Annotated in this window: 29 protein-coding genes and 1 riboswitch; of the genes, 27 read left to right on the top strand and 2 right to left on the bottom strand. The window is 33.5% G+C overall.

Annotated features, from left to right (window positions below; translation table 11 throughout):
* The first annotated feature begins 32 nt into the window (after window positions 1–32).
* A riboswitch (cobalamin riboswitch) is annotated at window positions 33–217 on the top strand.
* A 257-nt stretch (window positions 218–474) separates the two neighbouring features.
* Window positions 475–906 carry a DUF4430 domain-containing protein gene (locus tag BUB12_RS01825; RefSeq protein WP_072887402.1) on the top strand — a complete coding sequence of 144 codons (432 nt, stop codon included), beginning with the start codon at window positions 475–477 and terminating at the stop codon, window positions 904–906.
* 4 nt (window positions 907–910) lie between these two features.
* A complete protein-coding gene (locus BUB12_RS01820; protein WP_072887400.1) occupies window positions 911–1,423 on the top strand; it encodes an ECF transporter S component in 513 nt (170 codons plus the stop codon).
* Window positions 1,424–1,475: 52 nt separating this feature from the next.
* Here BUB12_RS01820 and BUB12_RS01815 read toward each other — a convergent pair whose 3' ends face one another.
* Entirely contained in the window at window positions 1,476–1,751 is a 276-nt protein-coding gene (locus BUB12_RS01815; protein WP_072887398.1) for a ferredoxin, read from the bottom strand.
* Window positions 1,752–1,869: 118 nt separating this feature from the next.
* On the opposite strand from BUB12_RS01815, the gene BUB12_RS01810 reads away from it, so the two are divergent.
* From BUB12_RS01810 to BUB12_RS01775, 8 genes are all read left to right on the top strand, one after another.
* Window positions 1,870–2,937, top strand: coding sequence for a YpbB family protein (locus BUB12_RS01810; RefSeq protein ID WP_072887396.1), 1,068 nt, complete (start codon window positions 1,870–1,872; stop codon window positions 2,935–2,937).
* Complete coding sequence (locus BUB12_RS01805) at window positions 2,924–4,462, top strand: RecQ family ATP-dependent DNA helicase (RefSeq protein WP_072887394.1); 1,539 nt, start codon at window positions 2,924–2,926, stop codon at window positions 4,460–4,462. Before BUB12_RS01810 ends, BUB12_RS01805 begins: the two co-directional genes overlap by 14 nt.
* Window positions 4,459–5,076 (top strand): CPBP family intramembrane glutamic endopeptidase, encoded by a 618-nt coding sequence (locus BUB12_RS01800; protein WP_072887392.1) that lies wholly within the window; start codon window positions 4,459–4,461, stop codon window positions 5,074–5,076. Before BUB12_RS01805 ends, BUB12_RS01800 begins: the two co-directional genes overlap by 4 nt.
* A 1-nt stretch (window position 5,077) precedes the next feature.
* Entirely contained in the window at window positions 5,078–5,374 is a 297-nt protein-coding gene (locus tag BUB12_RS01795) for a hypothetical protein (protein WP_072887390.1), read from the top strand.
* Between the two features lie 230 nt (window positions 5,375–5,604).
* Entirely contained in the window at window positions 5,605–6,375 is a 771-nt protein-coding gene (locus tag BUB12_RS01790) for a metallophosphoesterase (protein WP_072887388.1), read from the top strand.
* A gap of 110 nt (window positions 6,376–6,485) precedes the next feature.
* Complete coding sequence (locus tag BUB12_RS01785) at window positions 6,486–7,064, top strand: genetic competence negative regulator (protein ID WP_072887386.1); 579 nt, start codon at window positions 6,486–6,488, stop codon at window positions 7,062–7,064.
* Between the two features lie 203 nt (window positions 7,065–7,267).
* Entirely contained in the window at window positions 7,268–8,548 is a 1,281-nt protein-coding gene (locus BUB12_RS01780; protein ID WP_072887384.1) for a Glu/Leu/Phe/Val family dehydrogenase, read from the top strand.
* Window positions 8,549–8,637: 89 nt separating this feature from the next.
* On the top strand, window positions 8,638–9,627 hold the full coding sequence (locus BUB12_RS01775; protein ID WP_072887382.1) for a YpdA family putative bacillithiol disulfide reductase: 990 nt from the start codon (window positions 8,638–8,640) through the stop codon (window positions 9,625–9,627).
* A gap of 58 nt (window positions 9,628–9,685) precedes the next feature.
* On the opposite strand, the gene BUB12_RS01770 is transcribed toward BUB12_RS01775, so the two are convergent.
* Window positions 9,686–10,657 carry an asparaginase gene (locus tag BUB12_RS01770; RefSeq protein WP_072887380.1) on the bottom strand — a complete coding sequence of 324 codons (972 nt, stop codon included), beginning with the start codon at window positions 10,655–10,657 and terminating at the stop codon, window positions 9,686–9,688.
* A gap of 107 nt (window positions 10,658–10,764) precedes the next feature.
* On the opposite strand from BUB12_RS01770, the gene prsW reads away from it, so the two are divergent.
* The 17 genes from prsW to mtrB all read left to right on the top strand — a co-directional run bounded on the left by prsW (window position 10,765) and on the right by mtrB (window position 25,499).
* On the top strand, window positions 10,765–11,436 hold the full coding sequence (prsW, locus tag BUB12_RS01765) for a glutamic-type intramembrane protease PrsW (protein WP_072887378.1): 672 nt from the start codon (window positions 10,765–10,767) through the stop codon (window positions 11,434–11,436).
* A gap of 130 nt (window positions 11,437–11,566) precedes the next feature.
* Entirely contained in the window at window positions 11,567–12,547 is a 981-nt protein-coding gene (sleB, locus tag BUB12_RS01760) for a spore cortex-lytic enzyme (RefSeq protein WP_072887376.1), read from the top strand.
* 15 nt (window positions 12,548–12,562) lie between these two features.
* Window positions 12,563–13,903: a germination protein YpeB gene (ypeB, locus tag BUB12_RS01755; RefSeq protein WP_072887374.1), complete on the top strand. Its 1,341-nt coding sequence runs from the start codon at window positions 12,563–12,565 to the stop codon at window positions 13,901–13,903.
* Between the two features lie 80 nt (window positions 13,904–13,983).
* Entirely contained in the window at window positions 13,984–14,640 is a 657-nt protein-coding gene (locus tag BUB12_RS01750) for a flagellar brake protein (RefSeq protein ID WP_072887372.1), read from the top strand.
* 67 nt (window positions 14,641–14,707) lie between these two features.
* Window positions 14,708–15,382 carry a (d)CMP kinase gene (cmk, locus tag BUB12_RS01745; protein WP_072887370.1) on the top strand — a complete coding sequence of 225 codons (675 nt, stop codon included), beginning with the start codon at window positions 14,708–14,710 and terminating at the stop codon, window positions 15,380–15,382.
* Window positions 15,383–15,517: 135 nt separating this feature from the next.
* On the top strand, window positions 15,518–16,648 hold the full coding sequence (gene rpsA / locus BUB12_RS01740) for a 30S ribosomal protein S1 (protein WP_072887368.1): 1,131 nt from the start codon (window positions 15,518–15,520) through the stop codon (window positions 16,646–16,648).
* A gap of 151 nt (window positions 16,649–16,799) precedes the next feature.
* Window positions 16,800–17,402: a YphA family membrane protein gene (locus BUB12_RS01735; protein WP_072887366.1), complete on the top strand. Its 603-nt coding sequence runs from the start codon at window positions 16,800–16,802 to the stop codon at window positions 17,400–17,402.
* Window positions 17,395–18,288 carry a YIEGIA family protein gene (locus BUB12_RS01730; RefSeq protein ID WP_072887364.1) on the top strand — a complete coding sequence of 298 codons (894 nt, stop codon included), beginning with the start codon at window positions 17,395–17,397 and terminating at the stop codon, window positions 18,286–18,288. Before BUB12_RS01735 ends, BUB12_RS01730 begins: the two co-directional genes overlap by 8 nt.
* Window position 18,289: 1 nt before the next feature.
* Window positions 18,290–18,475: a capping complex subunit for YIEGIA gene (locus BUB12_RS01725; RefSeq protein ID WP_072887362.1), complete on the top strand. Its 186-nt coding sequence runs from the start codon at window positions 18,290–18,292 to the stop codon at window positions 18,473–18,475.
* Between the two features lie 166 nt (window positions 18,476–18,641).
* Entirely contained in the window at window positions 18,642–19,952 is a 1,311-nt protein-coding gene (gene der, locus BUB12_RS01720; RefSeq protein ID WP_072887361.1) for a ribosome biogenesis GTPase Der, read from the top strand.
* An 11-nt stretch (window positions 19,953–19,963) separates the two neighbouring features.
* Entirely contained in the window at window positions 19,964–21,001 is a 1,038-nt protein-coding gene (locus tag BUB12_RS01715) for an NAD(P)H-dependent glycerol-3-phosphate dehydrogenase (RefSeq protein WP_072887359.1), read from the top strand.
* A gap of 59 nt (window positions 21,002–21,060) precedes the next feature.
* The gene (locus tag BUB12_RS01710) at window positions 21,061–21,315 is read left to right on the top strand and encodes a stage VI sporulation protein F (RefSeq protein WP_072887357.1); all 255 of its coding nucleotides are present in this window, start codon (window positions 21,061–21,063) and stop codon (window positions 21,313–21,315) included.
* Window positions 21,316–21,682: 367 nt separating this feature from the next.
* Window positions 21,683–21,880, top strand: coding sequence for a DUF2768 domain-containing protein (locus BUB12_RS01705; RefSeq protein WP_072887355.1), 198 nt, complete (start codon window positions 21,683–21,685; stop codon window positions 21,878–21,880).
* A 13-nt stretch (window positions 21,881–21,893) separates the two neighbouring features.
* Entirely contained in the window at window positions 21,894–22,613 is a 720-nt protein-coding gene (locus BUB12_RS01700) for a hypothetical protein (protein ID WP_072887353.1), read from the top strand.
* 300 nt (window positions 22,614–22,913) lie between these two features.
* On the top strand, window positions 22,914–24,392 hold the full coding sequence (gene spoIVA / locus BUB12_RS01695) for a stage IV sporulation protein A (protein ID WP_072887351.1): 1,479 nt from the start codon (window positions 22,914–22,916) through the stop codon (window positions 24,390–24,392).
* A 439-nt stretch (window positions 24,393–24,831) separates the two neighbouring features.
* Window positions 24,832–25,104, top strand: coding sequence for an HU family DNA-binding protein (locus BUB12_RS01690; protein ID WP_072887349.1), 273 nt, complete (start codon window positions 24,832–24,834; stop codon window positions 25,102–25,104).
* 170 nt (window positions 25,105–25,274) lie between these two features.
* Window positions 25,275–25,499 (top strand): trp RNA-binding attenuation protein MtrB, encoded by a 225-nt coding sequence (mtrB, locus tag BUB12_RS01685; protein ID WP_072887347.1) that lies wholly within the window; start codon window positions 25,275–25,277, stop codon window positions 25,497–25,499.
* Window positions 25,500–25,534 lie beyond the last annotated feature (35 nt).

Raw genomic sequence — 25,534 nt, 5'->3', positions numbered from 1 at the left:
CAAGTGCTTTATGCTATGATTTAATTAAGTTGAATAAAAATATTGAATATGGTGCATATTCTTGCATAATAGGGAATCTAGTGAAAGTCTAGAACTGTCCTCGCAACTGTAAGTGATAGCGAAATAAGCATAAACCACTGTATGAATAGTACATACGGGAAGGGCTTAGAGTAGAAAAGTCACGAGTCAGTAGACCTGCCATTTTCAATTGTATCAATGATCCCGAGGTTAGGACTATTGAGACAACCGATACTTTATATACGTATGAATTCGTATTGTTGTGCGTTTGTCGATAAAAGCTAATTCTTGGTGAATTAGCTTTTTTGTTGTTCCGAAATACCTCACAGAAGAATGTTTTATCTCATGTTGTTGATGGATGAGATTGAAAATGGCAATCAATCTCTAAGGAGGGAAGCATAATTATCAATTGACATGTGTATAAAACGAAACAAACAGAACTTGGAGGATGGAGAAATGACTAAATTTTTCTTAAGAGTAGCACCATTATTAGTAGTATTTGTACTTGTTACAGGATGTGGGAATGTATCTGAAGGAAATAATAACAATAATAACGGAGAAGAAAACCAGAACAATAATTCTTCTGAGAATCAAGAAGAGAAGGTGTACGTTACAATTTCTAAAGATGATGGAGAAGAAATTGTTTCTGAAAAGGAAATATCCATTGAGGAGGGTGATATCCTTATGGATGTAATGGAAGACAATTTTGAAATTGAAACTGAATTTGATGGAGCTTTTATTACTTCCATTGATGGTGTTGCGGCAGAAGATGGAGAGGAAAAAGGATGGCTATTTTTTATTAATGATGAAATGCCAGTAAAAGGAGCAAATGAATTAGAATTAACACCTGGTGATAAAGTGAATTTTGACTTTCAAGCCTGGGAATGATTAAATGAATATTTATAAGATCACGTTACTTGCTTTACTAGCTGCTTTGGCGATTGTAGGAAGAGTCTCATTTGCATTTCTACCAAATGTACAGCCTGTTACTGCAGTCATAATTATATGTGGACTAATTTTAGGTCCTTTAAGTGCCGCTCTTTTAGCAATTCTAACGACTTTTTTATCAAATATGATCTTAGGAACAGGGATATGGACACTGTGGCAAATTATTTCATGGATAATCATCGGTCTATTAAGTGGATTATTAGGTAAAATCCCAAAAAAAATTCCAGTCATCTTGCTTGCGGTATTCGGGGTATTTAGTGGCTATTTTTATGGTTTAATTGTCTCATTAACAAATTATCAAATAACTGGCCAAAACTTTTATGTCTACTATCTCGCCGGGTTACCTTTTGATACATACCATGCAATTGGTAATGCTATCTTTATTTTAGTTATGTACCCAATTATTTATCACTTTTTAAAAAAGTATGCAAAAGAACGGTTTGAATTACAACGATAGAAATATGGAAAAGGAAGCTGATTTCATGATAAAATGGAATCAGCTTCCTTTATTACTCTTCAAATCTTAATGGTTTGCCATGAAAAGGTTGATCAGATATTTTAATGGATTCGCTTGGACAACCCTCAAAGGCATCAATTACATCATCTTCAAGTTCATCCGGAATTTCTTGTACTCCTTTATTTTCATCTATAATAACATATGCCAGCCCTTCATCGTCATAATCATATATATCAGGTGCTGCAAGACCACAAGCCCCGCAAGCGATACATGTATCTTTGTCAACAATTGTATATTTAATGGACAATACACGTTTCCTCCAATCCATTCAAAAAACAACTACTAATGTTATTGTAAATGGAAAAAGTATCTCGTTCAACTTGGGAGATTTATAGGTTAAGATAAATATATAAAATAAATGCCATTGTACTAGAGGTGTAGGCTAAATGTTATTCGAAGCGTTAATCATTAAATGCATCCAACAAATTAAATTAGAACGAACCGTGTATGCTACTTATCATTTATTAAAAGGGAAAAAGTCCATTCAAACGCTTCACGATGCAAAACTTTACGGTTTAGAAAGATATTATGGAGTCTATCCTTCACTTGATAAAAGATTGTTCGATAGTAAGATTAGTTTGCTTTTAAAATGTGAATACATAGTCAGAAATTCTAAAGAGGAATCTTTTATTACCATTACCACTGAAGGAATTGACTGGTTTAATCAAACAAAGAAACAGGTTCCCATACATTATTTTTATGGTCATCACAATACAGATGCTTTCTTCTTTGAGCGATTATTACTAGTCATTCAAACGTACACCAATATAAAAATGAATAATTTCTCATTTATTCCGATTACAGAGAAACCAGAAATTACGAATTGGGTAAGACAGCTTTATAGAAATGTAGGGAAAAATCCAGAGGAAATATTATCAACCCTTTATGATGAATTACATGAGTTGTTGATAACATTTACAGATTTGGAAGCTAGTTTACTTGTGGATCGATTTACAGGATATAAATATTATGGAATGAGTGTTGACCAATTAAGTGAGAAATATGAATTGCCTATTGAGGATGTTCCACTATTATTTATGGGGATGTCTCAGAAAATGCAACAATTGATTAAACAGAATCAATCAGCATACCCGTTGTTATCTTTATTTATTGTAAATAAGCAAAGTACGGCATTGATTACTAAAACAGCTCAACAAACATACCACTTCTTAAAACAAGGGTACAACATTGGTGATATAGCAAGAATTAGAAAATTAAAAGAAAATACAATTCAAGACCATCTTGTTGAAATCGCATTACATGAGCCAGAATTTCCACTGTCCGATTATGTAACGGTACAACAACAGGATATGATACTCCATGCAATTAAAGAAGTAGGAACGTATAAATTAAAAGTAATTATGGAAGCAATTGATGATACTACTATTAACTATTTTCAAATCAGACTTGTTTTAGCTCGTATGGAAAGAGGGGAAGAATATGCTACAAACTAACCAGTTAGAAGAAAAATTAAAACAGCATTTTCATTATTCCACTTTCCGTAAAGGGCAACGAGAAATAATTGAAGATGTGCTAGCAAGAAAAGATGTATTAGGAATCTTGCCAACAGGTTCTGGTAAATCGATATGCTACCAATTACCAGCACTTCTACAAGAAGGTACTACAATTGTAGTATCACCATTAATCTCTTTAATGATTGACCAAGTGAAAGAACTAAAAGCGATGAATATAAAAAGGGTTGTAGCATTAAATAGTTTTGTTGATCCATCTACAAGGCGGAAAATCTATCAAAACCTACATCAGTATAAATTAATTTATGTTTCCCCTGAACTTTTACAACAAAACGAGATCCTTAGACACCTAAAACAAATAAATGTAAGCCTATTTGTTGTTGATGAAGCACATTGTATTTCACAATGGGGACATGAATTCCGTCCTGATTATCTTAAATTAAGTAATGTTATTGAATTATTAGGTAACCCACCAGTGTTAGCATTAAGTGCAACTGCAACTAAATTAGTCCAAGATGATATAGTTAATTCACTGAACCTACCAAATGTAATAAAACATATTTATCCAATGGACCGTAATAATATTATGTTAACTGTTAGAGAAGTAATGGACAATCACGAAAAGTTAGAAATACTTCAAACCATTTTGACAGATTATAAAGTGCCAACGATTATTTATTTTTCAAGTCGAATAGCTGCAGAGGAAGTCTCTCAACATTTATCAAAGCACTTAAAAAGTCACCGGATATCTTATTATCATGGTGGAATGGAGGCATCTGATCGTGTAGCTATACAGCAACAATTTATAAATAATCAATTGGATGTAATTTGTTGTACGAGTGCTTTTGGTATGGGGATTAATAAAAATGATATTAGATTAGTAATTCATTATCATTTTCCGTCACAAATTGAATCCTATATTCAAGAAATAGGTAGGGCAGGTAGAGATGGTCATTCCAGTTTAAGCATGGTCCTTTATAGTAGAACGGATGCATTTTTGCCTAAAAATATGATTGAAAATGAATTACCTTCAGAAGAACAATTAAATTTTGCAGTGAGAGTTATTAAACAGTACCACGAAAATAACAATGGTTTACCTACAGACGAAAATATACTGCCAATATTGAATTTAAATGAAATACAATGGAGATTTTTACGCTATCAATTAGAAAAACATGATATTATTAAAGGGAATATGTTCCAGGTAACAAAAATGAATTGGGAACGTTTCTTGGAGTACGTTAATTCGATTCGAAAAGATCGATTAGTACTGAAAGAAGACAAACTAACTGAAATGATTCGATGGTTAAATGAAAGAAGATGCCTTCGCAAGCATTTATACAAAAATTTTCAAGAGTCCTATTCTAAGCCAATCGAACAATGTTGTAGTAGTTGTGGTTTTTCATTAGAAAAATGGCAACCAATTCAAAATAGTAGTAAACAAGATATTCAGTTGAACTGGGAAAAGAAGTTACAGAAATTGTTATTACATGGAGAAATCGGATGAAGCAAAGTGAGATTATTCAACAATTATCGGACCGAGAATTAAAAAAATCATTATATTTTTCACAACTACTTATACTGATTATTGCAATCATTTTCAGCTTTATTTTATTTGATAATATTTCAGACTGGTTTTCCTATCTAAAATGGGATATTCAGGATATTGTTCTGTTTGGTGTACTACCTGGGTTTATTATAGTAATCATAGATTTTATTCTTATGAAAATAGTTCCAGAGAAACATTATGATGATGGTGGGATAAATAAACGAGTCTTCGAGAGCATGAATAAGCGTGAAATTTTACTTTTTGCCATATTAGTCGCAGTTGCAGAAGAGTTGTTATTTAGAGGGGTTATCCAAACAACTTTTGGCTATATTTTTGCAAGTATCGTGTTTGCAATTATTCATGTTCGCTATTTGAAAAAGCCTATACTAATGATTTCGATTGTCATCACTAGTTTTCTCATAGGCTATTTATTTTTAATTACTGAGAATCTTCTTGTGACCATAACTGCTCACTTTATAATCGATTTTATACTAGGTGTGTATATACAAAAGAATAAAGGTACAACCAAGTCAGGTGTCGCTAAAATCATACTAAAAAGGGGTGAAGGTTAATATGAATCATGAAACACAGGAACAAAAAGACCAAGCAGAACAATTACGTGCATTATTGTCTGAAGTAGAGGAAAATAATCAAAACGAAAGTTTATTGACAGAAGATGATTATAAAGAAGAATCTTATCCCACTCGTGAAGTTGACATATTGAACCTGCCTCCGAGAAGTGAAATACATACGCAAAAAAATGGACGAGTCAATTTGAAACTTAGCCGCCCTTTTATGAGAATGGTCTTTGTATCTTTAATTTTACTATTTGTACTTATTTTTGCTGTATATAATTGGGGAATATTATAATTAACCTAATGTAATTAAGGTCTTACTGTAGAAATATCCGAACAATAATCCGAACTCTTTCACAAGAGCTCGAATTTGTTCGGATTTTTGTATAGGTAATTATGGATTTGTAAGAACGTCTATAGTATAGTAGCAAAACAAGGTACTCTCAATGTAGAGTAGATCATACTTAGGTGCATAATAATAAAAGTTTCATGTAAATGTAAACCGTTAAAAGTGAGGCTTCATGAATGACTTTATTGCTTGTTATCGTTCTATTAGGATTAACGCTTGTTTTTTATATGATTTATAATGCGTTTCACGATAAAGTATCATACAATATGATTTCAGATAAGAGATTACCTGAATCGTTTAATAACTTCCATATCTTTTTTATTACGGATATTCATCGAAGAAAAATAGATGATCAGACGATCCAATCTATAAAAGATGAAATAGATGTAGTTGTTATTGGTGGGGATTTAACAGAGAATGGAGTACCTTTAAAACGAACACAAGATAATATACAAAAACTTAAAAAATGGAATGCTCCAATCTTTTTTGTGTGGGGAAATAATGATTATGAAGGGTTTCCTGTTCGTTTCACTAATCTCTTAATCAATGAAGGGGTGACCATTTTAGCAAATAAGGAAGAAATTATCGAAAGAAATCAAGAAAAGATTCGATTTGTTGGATTAGATTATTCACTATTTAGACCTGTGAATTTTACTAAGTTTGTACACCGAAATAATGAACTGTTTACTATACTACTCGTTCATTCTCCACAAACTTTTGAAGAAGAATTGACTGATGATGAGAAGAATATGGTTGAGTTTGTTCTTGCTGGGCATACACATGGTGGACAAATTCGATTTTTTAACTTTGGTCCCTATGAAAAAGGTGGATTAAAGAAAGTACGTAATACAAACTTACTTGTTTCGGAGGGGTATGGTTATTCTTTAGTTCCGCTTCGGCTGGAAACAAGCGCTGAGTGTCATGTAATTACACTAAAGAGTAATTAATACTAGTTGTTATGTTCAACAATTTAGAATGATGCATATAATGAATAAACGTTTATTTAAATATTATAGTATCACCAATTGTTTTATAGGTTAGGAAAGGAGGATGCTGTGTGCGAATAGAAAGAGTATCCGATCAACAGTTTACGATCTTTTTAACATTTGATGACCTTATCGAAAGAGGTTTTACAAAGGAAGAACTATGGTACGATTCCACTAGTGTACAAAATTTATTTAGTGATATGATGTATGAGGCTAGCAATGAATTGGATTTTGAATTAGAAGGTGAATTGCTTGTACAAGTACATTTAATGCAAGCGCAAGGCATGCATATTACTGTAACACAAAAAATTGAAAATACAGACTGGGATGAGGACTATATTGAAATGAAAGTAACATTAGATGAGAGTAAAGAACTTATTTTTTCATTTGCTGACTTTGAAGACGTAATACAGGTCTCCTCTAATTTATCATTAAATGGAATCCAAGATGGAAAATTATTCTTTATGGAGGAAAGGTATTATTTCTTATTACAACCAGATGAACTAAATAACAATAATAAAGAAGATATTATTGCTATTATGTCTGAGTTTTCTTCTCCAAGTATCGTTACATCGCATCGATTAATTGAATATGGTAAATTGATTATACCTTCAGGAGCTGTGGATAAAATAATAAAAGAGTTCTATTAAAATATAGGAATATTATTATGTGAAAATTGAAGTTATAACTAAATGAATACTAAAATACTGCCCCTAAAGTAATCGCTTTCATTTTTCTAATAAATTTATTAGATTTTAAGTAATTTTTATTGCATATTTATATTTAAGGTGTATACTAATTTCTGAGTACAGCAATAATAAAACATTTATTTGATATTGTAGGAGGTAAATTCATGGTAGCCGATAAAGCAGCAGATTCTACCAAAGAGAACAACATTAAAATGGATGTGCTTCGTTCTACCCAAACTGTAGTCAAGAATGCACTAGACAAACTTGGCTATCCAGAAGAAGTATTTGAATTATTAAAAGAACCTATCCGAATGATGACGGTTAGAATTCCAGTTCGAATGGATGATGGTTCGATTAAAATCTTCACTGGGTATCGGGCACAACATAATGATGCTGTTGGACCAACAAAAGGGGGCGTACGTTTTCACCCGGATGTTACCGAGAAAGAAGTTAAAGCATTATCAGTTTGGATGAGTTTAAAAGCTGGTATTGTTGATTTACCATACGGTGGTGGTAAAGGTGGAATTATCTGTGACCCTAGAGAAATGTCATTTCGTGAATTAGAAGGGCTCAGTCGTGGATATGTACGTGCAATTAGTCAAATTGTAGGTCCTACAAAGGATATACCTGCTCCTGATGTATTTACAAATTCACAAATTATGGCTTGGATGATGGATGAATATAGCCGTATTGATGAATTTAATAGTCCAGGATTTATTACAGGTAAACCAATTGTTCTCGGAGGTTCTCACGGTAGAGAATCTGCAACTGCAAAAGGTGTCACAATCGCTATTAATGAAGCAGCTAAGAAAAAAGGAATCAATGTAAAAGGAGCAAGAGTTGTCGTTCAAGGATTTGGTAATGCTGGTAGTTTCTTATCTAAATTCTTACATGACGCAGGAGCGAAAGTAGTAGGAATATCCGATGCGTACGGTGCCTTGCATGATCCAGAAGGCTTAGATATTGATTATCTATTAGACAGAAGAGATAGCTTTGGTACTGTTACGAAATTATTTAATAATACGATTTCCAATAAGGAACTTTTAGAATTAGATTGTGATATTCTTGTTCCTGCAGCTGTTGAAAATCAAATTACCGAAGAAAATGCTCATAATATAAAGGCTAGTATTGTGGTAGAGGCTGCGAATGGTCCGACTACAATGGAAGCTACAAAGATTTTAACAGAGCGCGGTATTTTATTGGTACCAGATGTGCTTGCTTCTGCAGGTGGTGTAACTGTTTCTTATTTCGAATGGGTTCAAAATAACCAAGGGTATTATTGGTCGGAAGAAGAAATTGAAGAAAAACTAAATGAAAAAATGGTAAAAGCATTTGATACAATTTATCATACTGCTCAAACTAGACGAATCGATATGAGGTTAGCAGCTTATATGGTAGGAGTGCGCAAAATGGCAGAAGCTTCTCGATTCCGTGGTTGGGTTTAACATTAAATGCATAGTAATTGAATAAGAACACAAAAACTCTTATCATATCTTATTAGATAAGAGTTTTTTGTTTGAAAGGGTGCGAATTAATGCAGCGAGAGGAAGTAATTATTATAGGTGGTGGACCATGTGGAATGTCGGCAGCCATTGAATTAATAAAGAAAGGGATTCAACCACTAATAATAGAAAAGGAAAATATCGTAAATACAATTTATCATTTTCCCACTCACCAGACTTTTTTCAGTTCTAGTGAAAAGCTAGAAATTGGGGATGTTCCATTTATTACAGAAAAGCAGAAGCCAGTGAGAAGTCAAGCACTAGCCTATTATCGTGCTGTTGCTGATAAGTTTTCTTTAAGAGTTCAATCATTTGAGAAAGTAACAGAGGTTATGAAAGATAATGATCAATTTATAGTAGTGACGACTAATTCTTTAGGGGAACAAAATCGATACCTGTCTGAAAATGTTGTCGTTGCAACAGGATATTACGATCAGCCAAATTACATGAATGTTCCAGGGGAAGATTTAGATAAGGTGATGCATTATTTTAAAGAAGCACATCCTTATTATAATAAGAATGTCGTTATTATTGGTGGAAAAAATTCAGCCGTTGATGCTGCTTTAGAGCTAAATAAGGTTGGTGCTAATATTACGGTTCTATATAGAGGAGATTCTTATTCAAAAAGTATCAAGCCCTGGATATTGCCAGATTTTGATTCCTTAGTTAGAAAAGAAATTATTCAGATGGAATTTAATGCTCACGTTTCTAAAATTACCAAGCATGAAGTTTATTACAAAGTAGACGGTAAAGAGAAGGCAGTAAAAAATGACTTTGTTTTTGCTATGACTGGTTATCGTCCGGATATTTCACTATTAGAGCAAGTTGGAGTAACCATTGATGAAAAAGATGGTAAACCATTTTTTGATGAAACTACAATGGAATCGAATATACGTGGACTATTTATAGCAGGAGTAGTCGCAGCAGGGAATAATAATAATAAAATTTTTATAGAAAATGGTCGTTTCCACGGTGAAAAAATTGCTGATTCAATCCATAAAAACAAATTTTCTAACGAATAACAGAAGTACACTCCAAATGCATGATGCTATTGGGGTGTACTTTTTATCCTTTTTTACATTATTTTTCTTCCTCAAATATTTTACGTAATGATTCTATGTTTTTAGTTTTTTCTAAAGCAATTAATAATTTAATCCGGGCTTTTGGTCCGGTCAAACCATTCGTAAAAATAACCCCAATCTCTTTTAATTGTTTACCTCCACCATCGTATCCGTATGTAGGTTGAACGATTCCTTGATAACATCTAGAAACTAAAACTACTGGAATTTGTTCGTTTATAAACCTTTTAATAATGGATAACGTTTCTTTTGGAAGATTTCCTTGACCAAGTCCTTCAATAACAATTCCATCTGGTTTTAATTGGTATATCGCCTCCACAATCTGTTCGTCCATACCTGCATATGCTTTTAGTAAAAACACGTGTTTATTAATACTCCTTACAGGATGGGAAGGACGAGATAGAATATCATGGTGAAATATCACAGAATCCTTTGTAATAATTCCAATTGGTCCATACTGTGGACTTTGGAAGGTAGCAACATTACTAGTTGACGTTTTTGTTACATTTTTAGCAGTATGTATTTCATCATTCATAACCACTAATACACCTTTTGAAAATGCATCAGATGTTGTAGCGACTCTAATGGAACTTAACAAGTTGTATAAGGCGTCAGAACCAATTTCATTGCTTGAACGCATAGCTCCAGTTATAATAACTGGTTTTTCAGTTGTTAATACTAAATCTAAGAAGTAGGCTGTTTCTTCTAATGTGTCTGTTCCGTGAGTAATAACTATTCCGTCATAATCGGGTATAACACTTTCCACTTTATTTGCTAATTTAAGCATATGTTTAGGTGTGATTTGTGGAGACGGTAAAGAAAACTCTATATGTTCATCGATATTTAGTTCAGTATCTATCAGCTTGACTTCGTTAGATAACGGATGTTCGTCAGTGGAGTTTACCTCTCCGGTTTCTTTATTTTCCAACATAGAGATAGTGCCGCCAGTATGGATCAATAAGAGCTTTTTCATTGTATGTGCACCCACTTTTAATTTTATATTGATTTTATTATAAACTATTTCCAATTTACCTACTAAGTGGTACGATTGAAGTATTACTTTGGAAAGAGGAAATACTTATGTTTGCTATTTTATCGGCTGGTATTGCTCCTGTGTTTGCGCTACTTTCTTTCTTTTATTTGAAGGACAAGGTAAGTGAACCACTACCATTGATCATTCGAACGTTCATTTTCGGAGCATTATTAGTTTTACCGATTATGTTTCTGCAATATGCTATCGTTTCCACTGGTATTGAACACCCTATAATACAGTCATTTTTCGTAAGTGCACTTTTAGAAGAATTTTTTAAGTGGTTTATTTTTATTTATGTTATTTATCACCATACGGAATTTAACGCACATTATGATGGTATCATTTATGCCGTATCCATTAGTTTAGGCTTTGCAATGGTCGAAAACATCCTATATTTATTATCAAATGGAATTGAGTATGCTTTTACTAGAGCACTATTTCCTGTTTCCTCACATGCTTTATTTGGTGTGATAATGGGCTATCACTTTGGAAAAGCAAAGATAAAGAAACATTATACGATAGGGAATATAATACTAGCATTTATCTTACCGTTTACTTTACATGGAACGTATAACTATATATTGGAAACCGCAACTAATAATTGGTATTATGTGCTAATTCCATTTATGATTGTTCTGTGGATAATGGGTCTGCACAGAATGAAATATGCGAATATGAATCAAAATACTGAATATCACGTCTTTGAAAAGGATGCCTAAAAGCTTGCTCTAATAAATAAGTAGAGTAAGCTTTTTTAATTCTCTTTTCTTACAGTATGCATAAAAAAGCGTTTTAATCGAAAAATAGATATTACTAGATGAAGAAATATTAGCAGGAGGAATCTATACAATGAAGTTTAAAAAGTTATTCCTTTCAATTTTAGCTGTTTTTCTATTTTCGGTAGGATTAGTTGCATATCCAACTAAAGATATATCGGCTTTCTCAGAACAAATCATTCAACACGGTGCTGTTGGGGATGATGTAATAGAATTACAGGCGAGGTTACAATACCTAGGTTTTTATAAAGGTGAGATTGATGGAGTATTTGGTTGGGGTACTTATTGGGCATTACGAAACTTTCAAAAAGAATTCGAATTAAAAAAAGTTGATGGATTAGCAGGTAAAAAAACGAAAGAAATGTTAGAAAGAGCAACAGATTATGATGAAAATTTTGTGAAAGAGCAAATTAGAAAAGGGAATCGTTTTACACATTATGGCGGAATGGATAAATCGAAGCAATCTGCCCCAGGAAAACAAAATAATACTAATAAAAACAAGCAACAAGCACAACAAGAAAAATCTAAGCAACAAGGAACTCAAAATCAAACGAACACTAATACAGATGGTGCAAATAATGAAGCAGAACAGCAGAGCAATAATGAAACAAATCAACAGGCCAACAATGCAACAGAACAGCAGGACAATGATGCAGCAGAAGGACAAACTACTAAGGCTGTGAACGTACCACAAGGATTTTCACAGAATGATATTAATTTAATGGCAAATGCAGTTTACGGTGAGGCGAGAGGAGAACCGTATGAAGGGCAAGTTGCAGTTGCTGCCGTTATATTAAATCGGGTAGAAAGCCCTACTTTTCCAAATACTGTTTCCGGGGTGATTTTTGAACCAAGGGCCTTTACTGCTGTAGCAGATGGACAAATTTGGCTAACCCCGAATGATAAAGCAAGAGAAGCTGTATTAGATGCTATAAACGGCTGGGATCCAACTGGAAATGCGATATATTATTTTAATCCTGATACTGCAACTTCAAGTTGGATATGGGGTAGACCACAAATAAAAAGAATTGGTAAACATATTTTTTGTAAATAGAAAGGTGTGAAATGTATGATTCGATGGATTTCAATTGCTGTACTTTCCATAGCTGTAGCTGGTACAGCAGTTTGGGGATATAAGGAGCACCAAGAGAAAAATGCTATATTAATTCAAGCGGAAAATACGTATCAACGTTCATTCCATGAACTCTCCTATAATATTGATTTACTACATGATAAAATTGGAACAACATTAGCTATGAATTCTAATGAAAGATTATCCCCTCAACTAGTGGAAATATGGCGTTTAACGTCTGAGGCTTTATCGAATGTCGGGCAATTGCCATTAACTTTATTGCCATTTAATGAAACGGAAGAGTTTTTATCAAAAATTGGTGATTTCACCTATAAGACAGCAGTAAGAGATTTAGAAGATGATCCTCTATCAGATGAGGAGACTGAAGCTTTGCAAAGTTTATATGAGCAGGCAACAGATATTAAGAACGAGTTAAGAAATGTTCAGCATCTTGCTCTAGAGAATAATTTACGTTGGATGGATGTTCAATTAGCACTTGCAACACAAGATGAACAAGCTGACAATACTATTATTGATGGATTTAAAACGGTAGAGAAAAAAGTAGAAGGCTTTGCAGAAAGTAATGCAAATTCCGCCTTAACGGGGACTTCTTCAAAAGAACATAAATATCAAAACTTAAATGGCGAGAAAGTGAATCAAGAAGAAGCTTTAAAAATAGGGAAAGAACTTTTTAATATCGATAATCATAATGATTTAAGAATTACTGAAACGGGTGATGGGGCAGATATACCAATGTACAGTATTTCCTATCGTGATGGGAAGAAAAATGCATATTTAGATTTATCACAACAAGGTGGAAATCCATTAAACCTGTTAGTAGATCGTAATTTAGGAGAAAAACAAATTAGTTTACACGATGGATTATTAAAAGCTGAAGAATATCTAAAAGAACAAGATTTTACCGACATGATTCTTTTTGATAGCAATGAATACAATAATACTGGAGTGTATTCATTTTTATACAATGAAAATGGTGTACGTGTCTATTCAGATGCCATTGAGGTCAAAGTTGGTTTAGATAATGGAGATATACTTGGTATTACAGCAAGTAACTACTTCATGAACCATAAAGATCGTAATATACCAGAACCAGGAATTTCAATTGACGAGGCTAAGTCATACGTTAACCCAAATGTAGATATTCAAGAAGAGTTCCTATCAGTCATTGATAATGATTTGGGTGAAGAAGTATTAACATATGAATTTCTAGGGCTATATGAGAATGATACGTATCGAATCTTCATCAACGCAATGGATGGTACAGAAGAGAAAGTTGAAAAGTTAAATGGTAAAGAAATAAATTATGCAGGAATTTAAGGGGAATGGTTTTTATACCTTCCCCTTTTCTAATATTTTTGTAATAATAGTGATAGGTGTGAGTTATAGGGGGAACATTCATGAGGATTGGTACATTATTAAATATTGAACGGTTTTATAGTAATGGGGAAAAAGAAGAATATCAAAGCAAGATTATTGAAAGAGACAATCAATATATCTACATAGATTTGCCTGTTCATGTTCAGTCTAGAAGAACTACTTTTATAAGTATAGATACCCCTATATATGCTAGCTATGTTGGAAAGGATCATTCTATCTATCGATTTAAAACATTTATAAAGAAAAAAACGACTCTTACAATCCCAGCTCTAGCAATTGAGTTACCACAACCTGAACAAATTGAACGAATACAACGAAGACAATTTGTTCGAATCGAAATACAAGTTGATGTAGCGGTTCATAGTAAACTGGATAAATTCAGACCATTTTCAACCGTTACAAACGATATTAGTGGTGGGGGATTATCCATTATATTGCCAGATGGAGAAGAACTAACATCAGGACAATCTGTCAATACATGGATTGTATTGAGTAATCAGACAGGTTCTTATGAGTACATAACCATACAGTGCGAGGTAATACGAGTGCTAAATAATAACAATCAACCTCGTACGGCTTCTTTAAAATTTATAAATATAGACAGTCACACCCAACAAAAAATCATTCAATTTTGTTTTGAAAAACAACGAGAAGCAAGACAGAAAGAAATAAGGTGATCCACCTTATACACCGTTTTAAACAATCACCAATATTCTGTAAAGATTGAGAGGAAGGTATACTTACATGACAAACAAAAATATAGCAATTGCAATTGATGGACCAGCAGCTGCAGGGAAAAGCACCGTAGCCAAAATCGTTGCAAACAAGCTTTCATATATTTACATTGATACTGGTGCTATGTACCGTGCACTTACGTTAAAAGCAATCAATCAACAAACATCTTTACAAGATGAAAAGCGATTATCTGAGTTATTAAGTACCACAAAAATTGACCTAGAGCAAAGTAAGGATGGCCAAAGAGTCATTTTAGATGGTGAAGATGTTACATTAGAAATTCGATCTCAACAAGTGACAAATAACGTCTCTCATGTAGCAAAACACGCCTCAGTTAGAAGAGAGATGGTTCTTAGACAACAACAGTTGGCTAACAAACGAGGTGTTGTGATGGACGGAAGAGACATTGGTACTCATGTTCTTCCAGACGCTGAAGTAAAGGTATTCTTAGTTGCTTCTGTAGAAGAACGTGCACGCAGAAGACATGAAGAAAATATAAAAAAGGGCTTTGATTCAAACTTACAACAATTAATGGACGAAATTAATCAGCGAGACCAAATTGATTCCAAAAGAGAAACAGCACCATTAATTAAAGCAGCAGATGCGATAGAAATTGATACTACATCACTAACGATTGATGATGTAGCAAATAAAATATTTGCGTTAGCCAACGAAAAACTATAAAAAAATATTGAAATTTGGTTTACTTTACTTGACAAATAAATCTAATTATTAGAACTTATAAAATAGAGGTCTACATAAAAAATAAAGAAATTATTCATTTTCTTATCAAATGGTTTGATCTAAGGAGGAACTATAATGAGTGAAACAACAAATGAATTCCCAAGTTTGAATGTTGGTGATGTAGTAACCGGTAGTGTAGAAAAAATTGAAGATAAACAAGTATTAGTGAATATCGGTTATAAAACGGAAGGTATTTTACCAATTAGTGAGTTATCTAACTTAAACATAGAGTCACCATCCGAAGTAGTTAATGTTGGTGATGAATTAACTTTAGTTATTAAAAAGATGGATGACGATGATGTCGTGCTATCTAAGAAACAAGTAGACGCCGACAAAGCATGGGAAGATTTACAAAAGAAATATGAGAACAACGAAGTATTCACTGCAGAAGTTAAAGAAATCGTAAAAGGCGGTTTAGTATTAGATGTTGGCATTCGTGGGTTTATGCCGGCTTCATTAGTCGAAGCACACTTTGTAGAGGATTTTAGTGATTACTTGAATAAACAATTAGAAGTGAAAATTGTTGAATTCGACAGAGAACAAAATCGATTAATTTTATCGCATCGTGCAGTAGTTGAAGAGCAAGAAACTGCTAAGAAAAATGATCTATTAAAGTCTATTAAAGAAGGTCAAGTAGTTGAAGGAACTGTTCAACGAATCACTAATTTTGGTGTGTTTGTTGACCTTGGAGGAATAGATGGTTTAGTTCATATATCACAACTTGCACATGAACACGTGAACAAAGCATCTGACGTTGTTTCAGAAGGAGATAAAGTGAAAGTGGAGATCTTATCTGTAGATCTTGATAACGAGCGAATTTCGCTTTCACGTAAAAAAGTTCTACCTGGTCCTTGGGCTGATGTTGAATCAAAAATTAAACAAGGACAAACAGTTGAAGGTACAGTTAAACGTTTAGTGAATTTTGGTGCATTTGTGGAAGTGTTACCGAATGTTGAAGGATTAGTACACATCTCGCAAATTGCTAATCGCCATATCGGAACACCACAGGAAGTTTTAGAAGTAGGCCAAAAGGTAACAGTTAAAATTCTTGATATAAATGAAAAAGAAGAACGAATGTCTCTAAGTATTAGAGAAGTAGAACAAGAGCAAGAAGAAAAAGAATATAAACAATATGCAAAAGATGAAGAACAATCTAGTTTCCAATTCGGTGATCTAATCGGAGACAAACTTAATAAATATAAATAAGATAATATTCGTAAAGAGATGTAGTCGCAGATGCGGTTGCATCTCTTTTTTTATGCTTCATTCTGTCTCCTTTAAGTCTATAGACTTAAACTAAGAAGTTGTTTAAAAATCCAACTGGTAACCAATAATATATGTAGAGGTGGGGCCATTGATGGAAGGACTATATTTTTATTGGTTTAGTTGGATTTTTTGGGTTGTTGTAACATTCTTTATGAAAAAGAATAACGCAAGAACAATGCTTTCTTATTGGATATTATTGTGTATTACCTTATCAAACGTTTATATAAGTATTGATGTATTTCATGTATCAGTAACCATAATTATTCTTTTAATAGGTGGTTTTGTTATATTTACTCAATTACCAAACACAATATACCATCTATTTACTTCATTAACATTAATGATCGGCTACACTAGCTTTTTAATCTGGGAATCACAAGCACCAATTTGGTTATTTATGCCGAGAGAAATATTGTTGCCTTTAATGTTAGTGGCGCTAATTTGTATACTTACTTATAAATTTTATTACCGATTATCCATTGCTTTAATAGGGATTTGTAGTGGAGAATTCTTGTATAGTTTTTTGTTATCAAGTTATTATTTTTCACACACTATTGGTGAAAAACACTTTTTTGATACATTATTTATCGCTGTATTTCTACTATTTGGAATCGAATTTCTTAATCGACTTAGACTAAAAATTATCCAATCTATTCAAATCTATAGACAATCATTGAGGTGGCAAAATGAATGAATATATTTATCCTATTGTGTTTGGTGTAATCGTTGGAACCATTTCTCGTATTATGATGCTGCGTACAGATTACAGACAATATCCAACGTATTTACACGGTAAAGTTATCCATTTAGCATTGGGGTTTATTGCAGCATCTCTTGGTGCTGTAGCAGTACCTGCAATCAGAGAAATGGAATTTACGGCAGTAACCTTCTTAACTGTTGCTGCAACTCAATTTAGAGAAGTACGTAACATGGAAAGAAATACATTAACAGAGATTGATGACTATGAGCTTGTTCCAAGAGGAAAAACTTATATTGAAGGGATAGCTGTATCATTTGAAAGTCGGAACTATCTAGTTATACTTACTTCTTTTATAGGTACGCTTTTCTATATTATCTTCAATATATATGTTGCTATAATTGGAGCGATCTTGGCTCTTATTATCGGTAAGGTTTTACAAAGCGGAAATACAATTAAAGATATTGTTGAAATCGAACATCACCCAATCCACTTTGACGGTGCTGGTCTATATGTTGACAATATTTATATTATGAATATCGGTTTAAAAGAAAGACAAGAAGAGATTTTAAAGTATGGTATGGGGTTTATTTTAAAGCCTAAAAATATGAACACGATAACTACAATTGCAAATTTAGGACAACGACAAGCAATTTTACATGATGTTTCAGTTTCACTGGGGGTATTAAGAGATTCAGGTACACCTGCGTTAACACCTTTAATTAAGAGGGATTTAGATGACGGTCGGGTTGGTATATTTATACTTCCTCAAGTAAGAGATGCCGAAAAAGCAAGAAAAATAATAGGGGCTGTTCCTGTATTAGAAAATGCAATTCGAATGCCTTCTAAATCGAAGGTTCATAACAAGGAGGCAAAATCGTAATATGAACATAGAAAAGGCCGTTTTAGCAGTAATTACGACTAATAAACCCAAAATTGATGGTGGAGCTCCAATCTTTATTTGTGATAATGATCAGGAGCTTCAGCAAATGGCAGCAAATTTAGAGGCGATAACAGACGGAATTGCACATGCGTTAAGTGATGAGATCTATATTATTGTGAAACATTAAGAAATGCACATGTACTTGGAATTAGACAACTTTGCAAATTATATCTTATTACCTCTAAAGAATTGTTAATATCTCTTACTTTTGCTAGAATAAATAAAGTTATAGGAGTTAAAGGAAAAATAACCCTTTACACAAAATTTATAGTCATAGAGAGGATGTTCCTTTCATGAGGAAATCTGTAGTAGCAATAGTCGGGAGACCAAATGTAGGTAAATCAACAATATTTAATAGATTAGTCGGTGAGAGAATTTCCATAGTAGAAGATATACCAGGTGTGACACGTGATCGTATTTATGCTCAGGCGGAATGGTTAACAACCACATTTAACTTAATTGATACGGGTGGTATTGAAATAGGGGATGAGCCTCTATTAGTACAAATGCGGCAACAAGCAGAAATTGCCATTGATGAAGCAGATGTTATTATCTTCCTGCTTAATGGTAAAGAGGGAATAACTGCAGCTGATGAAGAAGTTGCTAAGATGTTATTTAAATCGAATAAACCAGTAGTCTTGGCAGTTAATAAGATTGATAATCCTGAGATGAGAGATGAGATATACGAGTATTATTCATTAGGATTCGGAGAGCCATTTCCGATATCAGGAGCACATGGACTTGGATTAGGTGATATGCTAGATGAAGTGGTGAAACATTTTCCAAATAATGAGATTGAAGAAGTAAAGGATGATACCATATACTTCAGTTTAATCGGGAGACCAAATGTTGGAAAGTCATCCCTAGTAAATGCCTTATTGAATGAGGAACGTGTAATTGTAAGTGATATAGAGGGTACTACTAGAGATGCCATCGATACACATTTACATAAGGAAGATCAAGACTACGTTATCATTGATACAGCTGGTATGAGAAAACGTGGTAAAGTGTATGAAACAACAGAAAAATATAGTGTATTACGTGCTTTAAAAGCAATTGAGCGTTCTGATGTTGTTCTCGTTTTGATTGATGCAGAAACGGGAATAAGAGAACAAGATAAAAAAATTGCTGGGTATGCTCATGATGCAGGTCGTGCAATTATTATTGTAGTTAATAAATGGGATACCGTAGAATCAAATGAAAAAGCGATTAAGGAGTTTGAAACGAAGGTTAGATCTCATTTCCAATTCCTTGATTATGCACCACTTGTATTTTTATCAGCGAAAACGAAAAAACGGTTGCATACATTGTTACCTGCAATTAATCTTGCAAGTGAAAATCATGCGAAACGTGTACCAACAAATGTACTAAATGATGTGGTAATGGATGCTATTGCCATGAATCCAACACCAACTGTTAAGGGTAGAAGATTAAAGGTACTATATGCTACCCAAGTATCCGTAAAACCACCAAGTTTTGTTGTATTCGTAAACGAGCCTGAACTCATGCATTTTTCTTATGAAAGATTCTTAGAAAATAAAATCAGAGATGCATTTGGTTTTGTTGGCTCACCAATAAAAATATTCGCTAGAAGAAGGCAATAGGGGGAGAGAAGATGAAAAAAGTTGCAGTCTTAGGTGCGGGTAGTTGGGGAACTGCCCTTAGTATTGTATTAGCAGATAATGGACATGATGTGCGATTATGGACACATCGAGAAGAACAAGCAAATATAATTAACGAGACTCACAAAAATGAAAACTATTTAGAAATCATGATTCCTAAAAAAATCAAAGCATATTCGAACCTAGAAGAAGCTATTAAGGATGTTTCTGCAATCGTTCTTGTCGTGCCAACAAAGGCCATTAGAGAAGTAAGTGGTCAGTTAAATAATATTTTAGATTCTTTTCCAACAATAATTCATGCTTCAAAAGGGATTGAACCAGGATCTTTAAAACGAGTGTCTCAGATGATTGATGAAGAAATTGAAGGGTATAATTATGAGGATATTGTCGTTTTATCTGGACCAAGTCATGCAGAAGAAGTTGCATTGCGTCAGCCAACAACCGTTACTGTCGCTTCTATTAACGAAGAAAAATCCAAAATTGCCCAAGAACTATTCTTTAATGAATCATTCCGTGTGTATACGAGTAATGATGTAATTGGTATTGAATTGGGTGGTGCGTTAAAAAATATTATTGCTTTGGGTGCAGGAATCTCTGATGGATTAGGTTATGGAGATAATGCCAAAGCTGCCTTAATAACAAGAGGTTTAGCAGAAATTACAAGACTAGGAACTTCATTAGGTGCGAATCCTTTAAGTTTTCTAGGATTACCAGGTGTTGGTGATTTAATTGTAACGTGCACCAGTGTACACAGTAGAAACTGGCGAGCAGGTAATTTATTAGGAAAAGGCAAAAACTTAGATGAGGTTCTAGAACAAATGGGTATGGTTGTTGAAGGTGTAAGAACTGCCAAAGCTGCATACCAATTTGCTAAGGAACAAGATGTTGAAATGCCAATTACTTCAGGTATTTATCAAATTTTATTTAATGATGTCAAACCGAGAGAAGTTGTTGAACAACTTATGAATCGAGACAAACGGGAAGAGATGGATGATTTATCTACACTCTTGCGTAATCGTTACGCACAATAACACGGATTAGCTCTCCTTGCATATACTATGTTGAACGAAATTAGCAAGGAGGCGAGCGTGTGTCCGACAAAAATATCTTTGATAAATTACAAAATGATGCAAATATTGATCCGAGTCAAGTCTATAAAGTTGCAGATCAAGTTAAAAATGCAGACTTTTCGGATGAAAAAACCGTACGTAAATTGGTGAGACATTTGGCAAAGATGGCAAATAAACCAATTTCTAAGGAAAAAGAAGATAAAATTGTGAAGACAATTACTAGCAATAATATGCCAATGGATATGAACACATTGAACCAAATGTTTAAAAAATAAGAAATACTGGGCAGGTGAGGATACGCCCTCACGTTTATTCGCATAAAATGAAACGCACAAGCATTCATAGATAGAGTTGCTGTGGGTATATTATTTAGTCAAACCGGGATGGAGGCCGCCCCGCTTCATTCCGGGTTTTTATGTGGTCTAACCTTTTCAAAAGTTATGAGTTATTAAGTTTTTATAATTAGCCCAGATAACTTAAGCTTTCAGAGGTGTATTGCTCAGGACACTCTTCGCTTTTCTTAACTAAATATTAAGATATATTAGACATTAAGAATGGACAACCTCTTATAATGCTTGTTTGGACGCGTTGTGTTATAATACCTTGTGCAAGTAGAAATGAATGGATTCTAGAGGTGAAAATATGTCTTTATCTATGTTGAAAATGTGGGTCTCGATTGCTGGTATGGTATTTTTAATTTTGGCAATTGGACTTATTTTATTAAGTAGATATAAATTAAAAGGATTTTTAGCAGGACTTGTTTCTTTACTAGCGTATATATTCTTATTTGTTGGTGGAATTATTATCGTTTATATCGTACTGAGTGGTCCAACACTGTAAGGGGGCATTAAACATGAAGTTTACATATGTTAAAATAATTGTTTTATCTAGCTTGATTTTTGTTTTGAGTGGATGTATGTACCCTAATGATCAACTCTCACAGAATCAAGTTCCTAATGAACAACAGCTAGAAAATGTACAAGATGCTGTAAATCAACATAAAGAAAAAACGAATGGATTACTGCCAATAAAGACTAAAAGTAGTGATACACCGATTTTTGAAAAATATTTGATCGATTTTACTTCACTAAGAGAAACGAACAGTATCGGTGAAATACCTGGAAATGCCTATGAAAATGGGGGAGTTTACCAGTATGCGTTGATCCATGTTGAAGAAAATCCTCAGGTTAAATTGATTGATTTACGATTAACAGAAAAAATAAGAAGTATTAATGTAAAGCTGAACATCTATCGAAACAAACATATTTATCCGCCTTTTGATAAGGAAATAGAAGATGGAGTATATACGATAGATTATGAAAAATTAGATTTAGATGCACCACCTGTTGTAGAAAGCCCATATTCTGGTGAAAACCTTCCAATCGTTATGGATACAATGGGAAATCTTTTTGTAGATTACCGTGTTGAACTCAACACTGCATTACAGGATTATGAACATAATTATAAAGAAGGCAACGATATTCGGTATATTTTAGCTGACAATACTCCTTTTTTACCGGTTTATTCAATGCCTTATACAATTAAAGACGGCGAACCAGTATTTATGAATTAAATTTAAGAAAAATACACATGAATAAGAATTTATTATCATATATATACCCTTGTAACATATTATTGTTGCAAGGGTTTTTTATTTCTCGTATTTTACAGGAATACATACCCCAACTAGAAGACTTTACTCTATATGTTGTTTAATTATTCATATCAAATTACGAATGATGACTTTTATCATTATTTTATATTCTTTTACACATATTAAGTCATATTTTGATAGGACAACATCATAGACTTGTAATGTCAATTATTCGTAGTTTGTACATTAATATAGTTAGTGAGATCGGGAGGGGATCGTTTGGAAAAGATTGATATTTTTAAAGATATTTCAATGCGAACGAATGGCGATATCTATTTAGGTATTGTTGGTGCTGTTCGTACTGGTAAGTCAACGTTTATCAAGAAGTTTATGGAGTTGGTAGTACTACCGAATATTGATGATGAAAGTGACAGAGCTAGAGCGCATGATGAATTACCTCAAAGTGCTGCAGGTAAAACAATTATGACTACTGAACCGAAGTTTATTCCAAATCAAGCTGTTCAGGTTAATGTCGAAGAAGGCCTTGATGTAAATGTTAGATTAGTAGATTGTGTTGGGTATGCAGTCGAAGGTGCAAAAGGCTTTGAAGACGAAAATGGCCCAAGAATGATTAATACGCCTTGGTATGAAGAACCAATCCCTTTTCATGATGCTGCAGAGATTGGAACTAGAAAGGTTATTCAAGAACATTCTACAATAGGCGTTGTAGTTACGACTGACGGAACAATAGGGGATATTGAACGTTCTGATTATGTAGAAGCAGAGGCAAAAGTAGTTGAGGAATTAAAAGAGGTAGGCAAGCCGTTTATCATGGTCGTTAACTCTATTCACCCAACAAGTCAAGATACTGAGTTATTAAGACAAGAACTATCAGAGAACTATGATATTCCTGTTTTGGCTATGAGTATCGAATCAATGACAGAACATGATGTATATAATGTGCTTCGCGAAGCGTTATATGAGTTTCCAGTACTTGAAGTCAATGTTAACCTTCCAAGTTGGGTCATGGTGCTAAAAGAAGATCATTGGTTAAGAGAAAACTACCAAGAAGCAATTCAGTCTACTGTAAAAGATATAAAACGACTACGTGATGTTGATCATATAGTTGGTCAATTCACAGACTATGATTATATTGACAATGCAAATATTGCTGGAATGGAAATGGGAGAAGGTATAGCAGAAATTGATCTACATGCTCCAGATCATTTATATGACCAAGTTTTGAAAGAAATCGTTGGAGAAGAAATTCGTGGAAAAGATCATCTACTAGAATTGATGCAGGATTTTGCACATGCGAAGCGTGAATATGATCAAGTCGCAAGTGCATTACAGATGGTGAAACAAACGGGTTATGGAATCGCCGCTCCAGTTCTAGAAGATATGGAGTTGGAGGAACCAGAAATTATTCGCCAAGGTTCTCGTTTTGGTGTTCGTCTAAAAGCGGTTGCACCATCAATCCATATGATTAAAGTTGAGGTAGAGTCAGAATTTGCTCCAATCATCGGAACAGAAAAACAAAGTGAAGAATTAGTAAGGTATCTTATGCAAGATTTTGAAGAAGATCCATTATCTATTTGGGAGTCCGATATCTTCGGTCGTTCATTAAGCTCAATTGTACGCGAAGGAATTCAGGCAAAAATCTCACTAATGCCTGAAAATGCTCGTTATAAGCTAAAAGATACATTAGAAAGAATTATTAATGAAGGTTCTGGAGGATTGATCGCAATCATCCTTTAATTAAAAGCAGCCGACCTGGCTGCTTTATTTTTTTTACTGATGTCTAGTTTATAAGCTATTCTTAATTCGACAATTATGGGAACAATGGCATTTGGAAAAACTTTTAAGAAAAAATCTTTAAAATATAGTTTAGTTGCAGGATTACAAGGATTATTGTCGTATATGTATAGATAGAGCTGGATTACTTAATTAAAGCCTAATATAAGAAAAAAGTCCTATATTTCAACTTAAAATGGGTCATAAAGCAATAAAATTTAGTGAAATCCTAAAAAAATAGGTATTTTTTGTTGAATTTTGCTGCAAACTCAGTTAATATTAGGCTTGTCACTGTTGATTCTAGTGATGTTTAAGTATAAAAGTAGGTAAATTGGTTAACAAATGTAAATAGTAATAATTTGTACCAATGTGATCCGAAACTTTTTGGGAGGAGGTGAATGTCATGAACAAAACAGACTTAGTTAATGTTGTAGCTGAGAAAAGCGAATTATCTAAAAAGGATGCTACTAAAGCTGTTGATGCAGTTTTCGAAGCTGTCATGGATTCACTTAAAAATGGTGAAAAAGTACAGTTAATTGGTTTTGGAAACTTCGAAGTACGTGAGCGTTCTGCACGTAAAGGTCGTAATCCACAAACTGGTGAAGAAATCGAAATTCCTGCAAGTAAGGTTCCTGCATTTAAGCCAGGTAAAGCCCTTAAAGACAGCGTAAAATAATACGTACATAGGGTTTATAGAGGGGTGCGAATAACGCACCCTTTTTTTAATGAATAAAAACCATCCATAACTGTGATATATAAAAGGTAAGTCAATTATTTCAATTACAATCATGTTTATTATATCCTTATTTGGAAAAACAAAACATATTTTTTGGAGGTAGAAATTCAATGGATAAACCTACAACGAATACTGATTTTTTTGTTATCAAAGCACTTGAAGATGGAGTAAATGTAATCGGTCTTACAAGAGGTAGTGATACACGTTTTCACCATTCTGAAAAGTTAGACAAGGGAGAAGTTATGATAGCGCAATTTACAGAACATACATCAGCTGTTAAAGTTAGGGGAAAAGCTATAATTCAAACTAGTCATGGAGAGATTAAAAACGACTAAGGAATTAATTAGAGAGATAATAAATTTTTTACTCG

It is taken from the genome of Ornithinibacillus halophilus (genome assembly GCF_900129485.1).
Taxonomy (GTDB): Bacteria; Bacillota; Bacilli; order Bacillales; family Amphibacillaceae; genus Ornithinibacillus; species Ornithinibacillus halophilus.
Note: the sequence above shows the minus strand (reverse complement) of the source record. Positions and strands in the feature narration are given on the sequence as shown.